The sequence below is a fragment of the Kineococcus lubricus genome, from assembly GCF_050871965.1.
In the GTDB taxonomy this organism is placed as follows: domain Bacteria; phylum Actinomycetota; class Actinomycetes; order Actinomycetales; family Kineococcaceae; genus Kineococcus.
Genome location: NZ_JBJLSK010000015.1, coordinates 126,869 through 137,907, shown reverse-complemented (window position 1 = coordinate 137,907; position 11,039 = coordinate 126,869). Strand labels below are relative to the sequence as shown.

The window sequence follows — 11,039 nt, the reverse complement described above, 5'->3', positions numbered from 1 at the left end:
CGCCCCCGGCAGCGCCTGCGACCCGCGCCCCCCCCCCCCCCCCCCCACCCCCCCCCCCCCCCCCCCCCCCCCCCCCCCCCCCCCCCCCCCCCCCCCCCCCCCCCCCCCCCCCCCCCCCGCGGCGGTGCTGTTCGAGCGGGCCGCGGAGCTGTCGGGGACCACCGGGGGGCGGGTGCGACGGCTGCTGGACGCGACGGTGACGGCCGCCGGCCTGGGGCGCCTGGCCTGGGTGCGGGAACTGCTGGGCCGCGTCCGCGACACCGGCGACGGGGAGCACCGCGACCTGCGGGCCCCGCACATGGCCGCCTGGCTGGAGACGATGGGTGGCAACCCCCGCGCCACCCTGGAGGTCCTGCTGCGGGAGCTGGACCGGCTGGCGGCCGAACCGGTGCAGGAGCCCGCGCAGGTGCCCGGCGTGGACAGCGCGGCGGTGAGCTCGGCGATCGCCTCGGTCGGGCTGTCGGCCACCTACCTGGGTGACCCCGCCTCCCAGCGGGCCACCGCCGACCTGCTGCCGCGCGCGGCCGCCCGGTGGGGGCAGGCGCTGACGGGCAGCACGTCCTTCCTGTTCGCGCGCACGGTGAGCGACCCCGACGAGCAGGTCCGCGCGGCCGTGCTGACGGCCGCGTTCGAGCACCGCCGGCACGGCGGGCGTGGCGACGCCGCGGCCCAGCTGGGGGCGGCGGCCTCGCTGCTGGACGAGCAGGCCCTGGCCGTCGACCTGCTGGACCCCCCGGTGCAGGCGGTCCTGAGCGGGCAGGCCCCGACGATCTACCTCAGCGCCCCCAACGCCCTGGTGTGGGCGCTGATCGACCTCGGGCGCTGGGACCGGGCCTCGAGCGTGGCGGTGGCCAACCTGGAAGCCACCCGGGTCAACGACATCCCCGGGCTGCGCGCCATCGCCCACGCGCAGCTCGCCGTGCTGGAGCTGCTGCGCGGGCACCGCCGGGGGGCGGGCGCCGTGCTGGAGCAGCTGCGCCACGAGGTGGCGCTGGTGCCGCTGGCGCACCTGCGCCTGCGGTGGGCGCAGGCGCTGGCCGCGGCCGCCGACGACGAGCACGAGGACGCCTTCGCGCTGCTGAGCACCGCCCTCACCCCGGGCGGTGGACCCGGGGCGGCAGGGGGCGCGGTGCCGCAGCCGCACGGGCTGCTGGCCCTGCCCGACCTGGCCGCCGCGGCGCGGCGCACCGGGCGGTCCGACGAGGCACGCGAACTCCTCGAGCAGGTGCGCGCCCCGAGGGAGGGGCGCTGGCGCACCGCCCGGCAGCAGCTGCGCCTGGCCGCGGCCGAGGCCCTGCTCGCCCCGGACGCGGAGGAGGCCGCGACCCGGCTCGGGGACCAGGCGTGGTCCCCGCACGCCGCCGCCTGGCCGCTGGAGCAGGCGGTGCTGCTGCTGGAACTGGCCGAGCTGCAGCACGGTGCGCACCTGCCCGGGGCGCAGGAGACCGCCGCCGCCGCGCTGGAGGCGTTCACCCGGGTCGGCGCCGCCGGGTGGGGCGGGCGGGCGCGCCGGTTGCTGCGCGCCACCGGCGTCCAGGTGCGGCCCGTCGCCGACGACGTGCTGGCGGCCCTGACCCCGCAGCAGGAGCAGATCGCCCGCCTGGCCGCCGCGGGCCTGTCCAACCGCGACATCGGGGAGCGGCTCTACCTGTCCCCCCGCACCGTCGGGTCCCACCTGTACCGGTCGTTCCCGAAGCTGGGCATCAGCAACCGCGGCCAGCTGGCCGCGCTCCTGGACGGGGCCGCCGGGCCGTGAGGCCCGCCCCGCCCGGCACCCGCGGGGTTCAGGCCCGGTGCCGCAGCTGCTCGGCCAGCTGCGCGCGTCGCTGGACCCCCAGCGCCCGGAACGCGTGGGCCAGGTGCGTCTGCACGGTCCGCGAGGAGATCCGCAGCCGCTCGGCGATCTGCGGGTTGGTCAGGCCGGCGGCCGCCAGCTCGGCCACCGCCTGCTGTCGGGAGGTGAGCGGCCCGGCGCCCGCTCCGGGCGCCCGCCGGTCCCCGGCCTCGTCCGCGGGACCGGTGGCGGCCAGTTCCTGACGGGCGCGGTGGGCCCAGGCGACGGCGCCGAGGCGCTCGAACGTGCTCACGGCGGCGCGCAGCGGAACCCGGGCCTGCGCCCGCCGCTGGTGGCGGCGCAACCACTCGCCCTGTTCGAGCAGGGTCTGCGCGTGGGCCAGCGGCCACCGCTCGCTGCCCGGGGCCAGGGCGAGGGCGTGGAGCTCCACCGGGTCCTCGCTCAGCAGCGCACCGGCCCGGTGCAGGACGAACCCCCGGCGGGCGGACGGGACGTCGGGACGGGCCCGGGCGCGGGTCAGGAGGGCGCGGGCCCGGTCGGGTTCCCCGCCGGCCAGGTGCGCGGCGACGGCGTCGGCGGTGGCCAGGCCGCAGACCATCGGGTGCAGCGGTTCGCCGTCCGGACGCCACAGCTGGGCCAGGAACCGCGCCGCGAGGCGGTGCTCCCCGGCGGCGGCGGCGGCCAGCCCGCGGGCGAACAGCAGGCGCGCCAGGTGCAGGCCGGACGCGGCGGGCGACAGCAGCCGCGCGGCGGCCAGCACGTGCGCGTCGGCGTCGTCCTCGGCGCGCAGCAGCGCCAGGACGGCCCGGGAGGTCAGGCTGCTGGGCCGGGTCCCGGCCGGGGCCTCCCGCAGGGACCGGGCGGTCCGGGCGGCGGCCTCGTCCCAGCGGCCGGTCTCGATGAGCGCCAGGACCAGCAGCTCGGGGATCCCGCCACCCTCGCCGGGGACCGCCCGCGGCGACCGGCGCAGCGCTTCGGCGTACAGCCGGGCGGCCCGCTCGGCCTCGTCGGTGACCAGGGCCAGCCCGCCCAGCGCGGCCGCCTCGGAGATCGGCGTGGACCGCAGGGCGGCCAGCAGGTCGGTCCCGCCCGCCAGCGCGGCGGCGATCGACGCCGCCCGCCCCACGGGGTCCAGGAGGTGCCGGCCCCAGGCGCGGACGGCCGCGTGGGCGGGGGTCGCGGTGGCGGCGCCGTCGAGGAGGCGGTGGGCCCGGCCCAGCACCGCCGGGTCCCCGCTGACCCAGGCCTCCCCGGCGACCTTGAGCAGGGCGTCGAGGTCACCCGCCGAAGGCGTCCCGTCGGCGCTGAGCTGACTGGTGGCCGCCGCGGCGGACAGGCGCTCGGACCACCGCGGGTCCCCCGCGGCCCGGGCCAGGCGCGCCGCCTGCACGAGGTGGTGGGAGCGTCGCCGGTCGTCGTCGACGCCGGCGGCGACGGTCAGGACGTGCGCCGCGGCCCCGGGGGCGCCGGCGACGGCGAGCCGGCCGGCGGTGCCGGCCAGTTCCGCGGCCAGCCCCGCGGCCGCGGCCGGGTCGGCGGGACCGCCGGCGCGGGCGGCGTGCCAGGCCCGCGCGGGGTGCCCGGCGGGCAGGGCGGCGGCCAGGGCCCGGTGGGCGGTGACGCGCTGGTGCAGGGTGGAGTCCTCCAGGACCGCCAGTGCACCGACGGGGTGGGCGAAACCGGGCCCGTCGCGGTGCAGGACCCCCGCCCGCGCCGCCGGCTCCCACACGGTGCCGGGTTCGGACCGCCGGGCGGCCCGGACCACCGCGCGCTGCTCGCTCTCCCCCGCCAGCGCCAGCAGGACGAGCGCCCGCCGGGTGGCGCCCGGCAGGTCCCGCAGGCCCGCGGTGAAGGCGTCCCGCAGGCGCACCGTGGTGCGGGGGTGGGTGATGCGCGTGCCGCGGCCGACGTGCGGTCCCCGGCCCGGGCCGCCCGCCGCGGAGGTGCCCGCGTCGTCCAGCGCGTTGCGGCGGGCCAGTTCCACCAGCACGAGCGGGTTGCCCGCGGCGAACCGCAGCAGCGGGGCCCGCACGCCCGGGTCGGGGGCGACCCCCAGGCCGTCGAGCACCTCCCCGGCCGCCCGGCGCGACAGGGCCGGCAGCGGCACGGGCGTCCACGCGGCGGCGACCGGTGTCGCCGGTTCCGCCGGTTCCGCCGGTTCCGCCGTGGCCAGCACGGGCACGCCGGTGGCGGCGCGCGCCGCGGCCACCGCCGCCACGACGTCGCGGGAGCCGGGGTCGGCGTGGTCGAGGTCGTCGACGGCCAGGACGGCGGGCACCGCCCGGCCCAGCTCCGCCACGACGTCCACGACGTCCCGGGTCAGGGTGCGGTGGTCGGCGTCGCCCCCCGGCCCGCCCGCCAGGTCGTGGGCGCGGTCCACCAGCCGCTCCAGCGCCCGGTGCAGGGCGGTGGCGGCACGGGTGGCGGGGTGGGTGCGGGCGGCGCTCGGCAACCGGCTCACGAGCTGGACGACGAGGGCCAGCGGGACGGTGGCGTCGGGGCGCAGCGCGACCAGCGGCACGACGAGCTCGCCGCGGTCGCGGTGCGGCTGGAGCGCGGCGTGCAGCACCGCGGTGCGGCCGCTGCCGCGCGGTCCCACGACCAGGGGGTCGCCGCCGTCGGTGAGGATCGAGGCGATCCGGGCCAGTTCGCGGTCGCGGCCCCGCAGCGGCGGGGGACCGGCGGGTGCGGCGGGGTGAGTCGGCGCCACCGGCCCTCCCACGCGCACCCCGCCTCCCGCTCGCTGAGCGGCGATTATGGCACCGCGCGGGCGGGACGGGTCGCGGTGGTCGCGACAACCGTTGCGGGAGAGGGTTTCCGCAATCAGCCGTGCGCCACGAGGTCGTCGCGGGACAGGTCCCGGCGGTGCACGACGTCCAGCGCCCGTTCGGCCTCGGCGTCGGCGGGGCCGAGCACGATGAGGGCGTACCCGGGCTGGTCGGGCAGGCTGAACTCCTGCCAGCGCAGCGTCACCACCCCGGCCCCGTCGACGTGCACGGGGAGCGTGCCCCGGCGGTCGGCGTGGACCTCGTGGGTGCTCCACCACCGGCGGAAGTCCTCGTCGCGGACCGAGAGGGTCCCGACGATCTCCTGCAGGCGGACGTCGCGGACGTCGGCGGTCAGCCGCAGGGAGGCCACCACGGACCGGGCGTGGGCCTCCCAGCCGGGCATGGTGCTCTTGACGAGCGGGTCGAAGGTGTCCAGGACGATGTTGCGTCCCGGGCGCAGCCACGCCGCCACCGAGCGGGCGAGCCGGTTGCTGGCGACGACGTCCTTGGTGGCGTCGACGAGGATCGCCGGTGCGCCGCGGACCGCCGAGACGATCGGCTCGAGGTCCTCGCCGAGGGGGGCGCGCGGTCGCGGGACCACCGCCGGGCGGCGGAAGGGGTGGGCGAGGCGGTAGAGGTAGTCCGCCCCGGCCTCGTCCAGGCGCAGGGCCCGGCTCAGGGCGGTCAGGACCTGCCCGGAGGGCTGGTGGTCGTGCCCCTGCTCCAGCCTCAGGTAGTACTCGGAACTGATGTCCGCCAGCCGCGCGACCTCCTCGCGCCGCAGCCCGGGGACCCTGCGCCCCGGTTCGCGGCGCAGGCCGACGTCCTCCGGTTGCAGGGCGTCGCGCCGGGCGCGCAGGAACCTGCCCAGGTCGTTGCCGTGGCTGCCCACCTGTCACCTCCCGTTCGTGGAGCTCCATGCTGGCGGGCCGGGGGGTGGGCCGGCGTCAGCCAGATGACTGCACTCGCGGGCCCGGGGAGGCTCAGCCGCCGGTGCGCCGCAACCGCTCGACCGTGCTGCGGGCCCAGCGGTCGAAACCGGTCCAGCCGATGTCGAAGCGGCGGTGCAGGGCGGGCAGGTCGACGGCGTAGCCGCGGTGGCGCAGGAAGCGCCACATCGCCGGCATGTCGCCGGGGGCGTCCTCGTCGAAGGGCACCTCCTGCGCCAGCACCGGCCGGCCCAGCGCGGCGCTGAACGCGGCCGCCATCGCCTGCGGGGTGGGCGCGTCGGAGGCGACCTCGATCCGCTGCCCCCGGAAGCCCGGCGGGTCGGCCAGCACCCGGGCGACCAGGCGCCCGAAGTCGGCGCGGGCCAGCTGCTGCAGGGGCCGGTCCGCCGGCAGGGGCAGCAGCAGGCGGCCGTCGAGGACGTCCTGCAGGCCGCCCAGGGCGTTCTCCATGAAGTACGCCGGGGCCACGACGGTGGCCGGCAGCCCGCTGGCGGCCAGGTCGGCCTCGATGACCGCCTTGGTCTCGAAGTGCGGCACCCCGGTGCCGGCGGTGGCCGAGGCGACCGAGGAGAGCACCAGGTGCGGCAGCCGCGCGGCGGCCGCCGCGGCCACGACCGCGCGTCCCTGGGCGATCTCGGCCGCGGGGCCCTCCTCGAAGGGCGTGGTGACCGCGAACGCCGCCTCGGCCCCCGTCATGGCCGCGGTCAGGGACGGGACGTCGGTGAGGTCACCGGCCACGAGGTCGACCCCGCGCGCGGCCAGGGCCCGGGCCCGGGCGGAGGCGGGGTCGCGCACCAGGGCCCGCACCGCCGCGCCCTGCTCCAGCAGGGCGGTGGCCACGGCCCCGCCCTGGCTCCCGGTCGCGCCCAGCACCAGCGTGCTCATCGTCGTGGTCCTCCCTCGTGGTGCCGGCGGACCGGTCGTCCGCCGGGGTCGGTGTCGGCGGCCAGCCGCTCCAGGCGCCGGGCCGAGGCGGGGTCGGTGGGGTACCAGAGGGTCATCACCGTCCCGGCCTCGGCCCCGACGACCGCCAGGTCCTGGAACCTCAGGTGCAGGGGCCCGACCACGGGGTGGTCGAGGTCGAAGGCTCCGGTCCCCGCCCCCGCGGCGGGGTCGGCCGCCCAGACGCGGGTGAAGGCGTCGCTGCGGGCGGCCAGCTCCCCGACCAGGGCGCGGAACCCGCCGTCCTCCAGGTGCTCCTCCAGGGAGCGGCGCAACGACCCGGCGACCATCGCGGCGACGTCCTCCCACACCGTCGTGGACAGCCGCACGATGGGGTTCAGGAACGTGAACCGGGCGATGTTCACCCCCGGTTCGAACGCCCCGGAGAGCCGGCGCGCCACCTCGTTGGAGGCCCGCACGTCGAGGTACCGGTCGCGCACGACGGCCGGGACGCCCGGCAGGCAGGAGACCAGCCGTTCGCAGTGGGCGGTCGCCGCCGCTGGATCGCCGGCTGCCGGACGTCCGCTCCCCCACTGCACGCCGTGAGGCTAGGGCGGCGGCCCGGACGGCAGCCAGACCTCCCGAGGGTCAGGCTGGTGGACCGGCGTGGCCGTCGGCGTCCGGCAGGATGCCGACACCGGTCCTGCGCGGCGGATCCCGCGGCGCGGGCCGGGAGGCCCACCGCGCGACTCGTCCGCGGTGCCGCGCGGGGACGTCCGGAGGGGAACGTCCCGACGCGGGAGCCGACCTACCGTCGATCCCCACCGGGGACCCACCGCCCACGACGACCGGCTCAGGCCGTTCGGGAACCGGAGCACACCGTGCAGTTCGGAGTCTTCAGCGTCGGGGACGTCACCCTCGACCCCACCACCGGGCACCTGCCGAGCGAGAACGAGCGCATCAAGGCCCAGGTCGCCATCGCCCGCAAGGTGGAGGAGGTCGGTCTGGACGTCTTCGCCACCGGCGAGCACCACAACCCGCCCTTCGTGCCCTCCTCCCCCACGACGCTGCTGGGGCACATCGCCGCCCTGACCGAGCGGATCGTCCTGTCCACGGCGACCACGCTGATCACGACGAACGACCCGGTGAGGATCGCCGAGGACTACGCGATGCTGCAGCACCTCGCCGACGGCCGCGTGGACCTGATGATGGGCCGCGGCAACACCGGGCCGGTCTACCCGTGGTTCGGCAAGGACATCCGCGACGGCGTCCCGCTGGCGGTGGAGAACTACGAACTGCTGCACCGGTTGTGGCGGGAGGACGTCGTGGACTTCTCGGGGCGCTTCCGCACCGCCCTGCAGTCCTTCACCTCCACGCCCCGGCCGCTGGACGGGGTGGCGCCGTTCGTGTGGCACGGGTCCATCCGGACCCCCGAGATCGCCGAGCAGGCCGCCTACTACGGCGACGGTTTCTTCCACAACAACATCTTCTGGCCGGTCACCCACACCCGGCAGATGGTCCAGCGGTACCGCGAACGTTTCGAGCACTACGGTCACGGCCCGGCCGACACCGCGATCGTCGGTCTCGGGGGGCAGTTCTTCGCCCGCGAGAGGTCCCAGGACGCCGTGCGCGAGTTCCGCCCCTACTTCGACGTCGCCCCCGTCTACGGCCACGGCCCCTCCCTGGAGGAGTTCACCGAGGCCACGCCGCTGACCGTGGGCAGCCCCCAGCAGGTGATCGAGCGCTACGCCGGGATGCGCGAGCACGTCGGGCACTACCAGCGGCAGTTGTTCCTCATCGACCACGCCGGGTTGCCGCTGTCCACGGTGCTGGAGCAGATCGAGGTCCTCGGCGGGCAGATCGTGCCGGTCCTGCGGCGGGAGATGGCCGCGGGGCGCCCGGCGCACGTGCCCGACGCCCCCACCCACGCCTCGCTGGTCGCGGCCGCCGGCGGCGCGCACGACGGCACCGTCCACGCGGTGGACGCGGTGACCGGCCGCCGCGCCGAGGCCGACCCGGTGCTCGAGCCGCAGGGGCAGGCGTGAGCGCCGGCCCGATCCTCGAACCGCTGCCCGGCGGCGGGGGGCGGCGGTCCCTGGTCGTGGTCTCCGCGGGCCTGCGCCAGCCCTCCAGCACCCGCCTGCTGGCCGACCGGCTCGGCGCGGCCACCGTGCAGGCGCTGCGGGAGGGCGGCACCGAGGTCGACGTCACGGTGGTCGAGGTGCGCGAGCACGCCCACGCCCTCGTCGACGCGCTGGCCACGGGTTTCGCGTCCCCGGCGCTGCGGGCCGCGCTGGACGCGGTCGCCGGCGCGGACGGGGTCGTCGCGGTCTCGCCCGTCTTCACCGGTTCGTACAGCGGGTCGTTCAAGTCGTTCTTCGACGTCCTGGAGGAGGGGGCGCTGGCGGGGACCCCGGTGCTGCTGGGCGCGACGGCCGGGACCGCCCGGCACTCCCTGGCCCTCGAGCACGCCCTGCGTCCCCTGTTCGCCCACCTCAGGACGCTGACCGTACCCACCGGGGTCTTCGGCGCCACCGAGGACTTCGGCGCCGGTGACGCGCAGACGGCCCTGGCCCGGCGGGTGCTGCGGGCCGGTGGTGAACTCGCGGCGCTGGTGCGCACCCGCGCCCCGCGCCCGGCCGGGACCGACGCGCTGCCGGCACCGGTCACCTCGTTCGAGCAGCTGCTGGCCGGGCGGCCCTGACCGGCGGGCCGGGCCCTCGACGCGCGGCCGGGCCGATCGTGGGGTTGCATCGGTGCCTGTGACCGATGCACCGCAGTTCGTGGACGCGCGCCGCCGCGCCGGGTGGCTGCCCGGCGACCTGGAGGGGCTGGAGAAGTGGCTGGAGCGTCTGGTCGAGCGGGTCGACGCCCGTCCGCAGGACGCCGAACGGCACCCCGTGATCGTCGAGATGGGCCGGCGGATCGACGCGGACGCGTTGCTGCGCATGCGGTTCGAACGGATGCTGGCCGAGGAGCCGCAGTCCAAGCCGTACCGCCGGCGGCACGTGCGCGACGTCGACCACCTGCTGCGCCTGCTGGACGAGCTCCTCACCAGGGCCCCGGAGTTCAGCGAGGACTCCACGGTGATGACCCCGGTCGAGGCCGTCCTGGACTGGGCCGTGAGCACGCCGTCGGGTTTCGCGGCCTTCCGCGACCCGGAGGTCAACGAGCTGATCGCCGCCTACCTGCGCGCCTGGTGCGACTTCCTCACCAGCCGCGAGTCGCTGTACGTGCTGAACGACTCGCCCACCGGCTGGCGCAGCGAGGCGGCCCGCGCCGCGGTCGGCATGGACCAGTTCGAGCACGACCCCGACGCCGAGGACTGGGGTTTCAGCTCGTAGAACGACTTCTTCACCCGCCGGTTCCGACCGGGGCAGCGTCCCACCGCCGATCCCGACGACGACACGGTGGTCGTGGCCCCGTGCGAGGCCACCCCGTACGGCCTCGCGACCGAGGTCGAGCGCACGGACCGGTTCTGGGTGAAGAGCCAGCCGTACTCGCTGCAGGACCTGTTGGCCGGGGACGAGTCGGTCGAGGGGTTCGTCGGGGGCACCGTCTACCAGGCGTTCCTCAGCGCGACGAACTACCACCGCTGGCACTCCCCGGTCTCGGGAACGATCGTCCGGGCCTTCCCGGTCCCGGGCACCTACTACTCCGAGGCCGACTCCGAAGGTCCGCAGGCCGGGGAACCGCAGGAGTCGCAGGGCTACCTGGCGCACGTCGCGGCCCGCGCCGTGTTCGTGCTGCGCGCCGACGACCCGCGGATCGGGCTGGTGGCGTTCGTGCCGGTGGGCATGGCCGACGTGTCGTCCTGCCTGATCCGGGAGGACCTGCGCCCGGGGACCCACGTGGCCAAGGGGGACGAACTGGGACGTTTCCAGTTCGGGGGTTCCACGTACTGCCTGGTGTTCGAGCCCGGCGTGGTCCGGGACGTCGCGCTGCACGCGGTCCCCCGGGTGCACGGCGACGGCGAACCCCTCGTCCTGGTCGGCAGCCGGATCATCACCACGCGCTGAGCGGACCGGCGCGGGGGTCCCGGCGCGCGGGGGTTCAGCGTGCGGGGGTTCAGCGCGCCGGGCCGCGCACCGCGTACCGCAGCAGGACCGCGCCGTTGCCGAACCCCCGCTGTTCCAGCAGTTCCAGGTGCAGGCGCACCCCTCGCGGCAGCGCGGGTCTGCCACCGCCCACCACCACGGGGTGCACGACCAGGACGCACTCGTCGACCAGCCCGTGCGCGAACGCCTCGGCCCCCAGCGCCGCGCCACCGACGCTCAGGTCGGCGGTGGACGTCTCCTTCAGGCGCCGCACCGCGCCGGGGTCGAAGGTGCGCTCGAGCCGGGTCCGCGCCGTCGACACGTCCGGCAGCGTGGTGGAGTGGACGACCTTGTCCGCGGCCCGCCAGATCCGCGCGTACTCACGCACGACGGCGGGTTCGTCCCGCAGCCAGTCGTCGTCCTCCCACACGCGCATCGTCTCGTACATCCGGCGGCCGTACAGGGAGGTGCCGATGTGCTGCTCGTGCTCGTTCCAGAAGGCGTGGACCTCCTCGTCGGGCACCGACCAGTCGAAGGACCCGGACCCGTCCTCGACGAACCCGTCGAGGGAGGTGTTGGCGGCGTAGATCAACGTGCCCACGGTTCC

At 77.2% G+C, this 11,039-nt stretch carries 9 protein-coding genes and 1 pseudogene; 5 read left to right on the top strand and 5 right to left on the bottom strand.

Features of this window, described 5'->3' with window-relative positions:
- Positions 1 to 124 precede the first annotated feature (124 nt).
- On the top strand, positions 125 to 1,756 hold the full coding sequence (locus ACRYRX_RS13440; RefSeq protein WP_432512507.1) for a helix-turn-helix transcriptional regulator: 1,632 nt from the start codon (positions 125 to 127) through the stop codon (positions 1,754 to 1,756).
- Positions 1,757 to 1,784: 28 nt separating this feature from the next.
- Here the strand turns inward: ACRYRX_RS13440 and ACRYRX_RS13435 are convergent, their stop codons facing one another.
- The 4 genes from ACRYRX_RS13435 to ACRYRX_RS13420 all read right to left on the bottom strand — a co-directional run bounded on the left by ACRYRX_RS13435 (position 1,785) and on the right by ACRYRX_RS13420 (position 6,994).
- Positions 1,785 to 4,505 carry a LuxR C-terminal-related transcriptional regulator gene (locus ACRYRX_RS13435; RefSeq protein ID WP_432512505.1) on the bottom strand — a complete coding sequence of 907 codons (2,721 nt, stop codon included), beginning with the start codon at positions 4,503 to 4,505 and terminating at the stop codon, positions 1,785 to 1,787.
- Positions 4,506 to 4,618: 113 nt separating this feature from the next.
- Positions 4,619 to 5,455, bottom strand: a complete 837-nt coding sequence (locus tag ACRYRX_RS13430) for a helix-turn-helix domain-containing protein (RefSeq protein ID WP_432512503.1) — start codon at positions 5,453 to 5,455, stop codon at positions 4,619 to 4,621.
- Between the two features lie 91 nt (positions 5,456 to 5,546).
- Positions 5,547 to 6,398 carry an NmrA family NAD(P)-binding protein gene (locus ACRYRX_RS13425; RefSeq protein ID WP_432512501.1) on the bottom strand — a complete coding sequence of 284 codons (852 nt, stop codon included), beginning with the start codon at positions 6,396 to 6,398 and terminating at the stop codon, positions 5,547 to 5,549.
- Positions 6,395 to 6,994 carry an MmyB family transcriptional regulator gene (locus tag ACRYRX_RS13420; protein WP_432512499.1) on the bottom strand — a complete coding sequence of 200 codons (600 nt, stop codon included), beginning with the start codon at positions 6,992 to 6,994 and terminating at the stop codon, positions 6,395 to 6,397. Before ACRYRX_RS13420 ends, ACRYRX_RS13425 begins: the two co-directional genes overlap by 4 nt.
- Before the next feature lie 282 nt (positions 6,995 to 7,276).
- Here ACRYRX_RS13420 and ACRYRX_RS13415 point away from each other — a divergent pair, with 282 nt between their 5' ends.
- The 4 genes and pseudogenes from ACRYRX_RS13415 to ACRYRX_RS13400 all read left to right on the top strand — a co-directional run.
- Positions 7,277 to 8,440, top strand: a complete 1,164-nt coding sequence (locus ACRYRX_RS13415) for an LLM class flavin-dependent oxidoreductase (protein WP_432512498.1) — start codon at positions 7,277 to 7,279, stop codon at positions 8,438 to 8,440.
- Positions 8,437 to 9,099 carry a CE1759 family FMN reductase gene (locus ACRYRX_RS13410; RefSeq protein WP_432512496.1) on the top strand — a complete coding sequence of 221 codons (663 nt, stop codon included), beginning with the start codon at positions 8,437 to 8,439 and terminating at the stop codon, positions 9,097 to 9,099. Before ACRYRX_RS13415 ends, ACRYRX_RS13410 begins: the two co-directional genes overlap by 4 nt.
- Before the next feature lie 58 nt (positions 9,100 to 9,157).
- Positions 9,158 to 9,739, top strand: coding sequence for a phophatidylserine decarboxylase associated domain-containing protein (locus ACRYRX_RS13405; protein ID WP_432512495.1), 582 nt, complete (start codon positions 9,158 to 9,160; stop codon positions 9,737 to 9,739).
- Positions 9,740 to 9,751: 12 nt separating this feature from the next.
- A pseudogene (locus ACRYRX_RS13400) lies at positions 9,752 to 10,414 on the top strand (phosphatidylserine decarboxylase); the annotation flags it as partial.
- A gap of 49 nt (positions 10,415 to 10,463) precedes the next feature.
- On the opposite strand, the gene ACRYRX_RS13395 reads toward ACRYRX_RS13400, so the two are convergent.
- Positions 10,464 to 11,033 carry a dihydrofolate reductase family protein gene (locus ACRYRX_RS13395; protein ID WP_432512494.1) on the bottom strand — a complete coding sequence of 190 codons (570 nt, stop codon included), beginning with the start codon at positions 11,031 to 11,033 and terminating at the stop codon, positions 10,464 to 10,466.
- Positions 11,034 to 11,039 lie beyond the last annotated feature (6 nt).

Coding starts and splice junctions, on each gene's coding strand:
- ACRYRX_RS13425 (WP_432512501.1), bottom strand. CDS start 6,398: ATGAGCACGCTGGTGCTGGGCGCGACCGGGAGCCAGGGCGGGGCCGTG.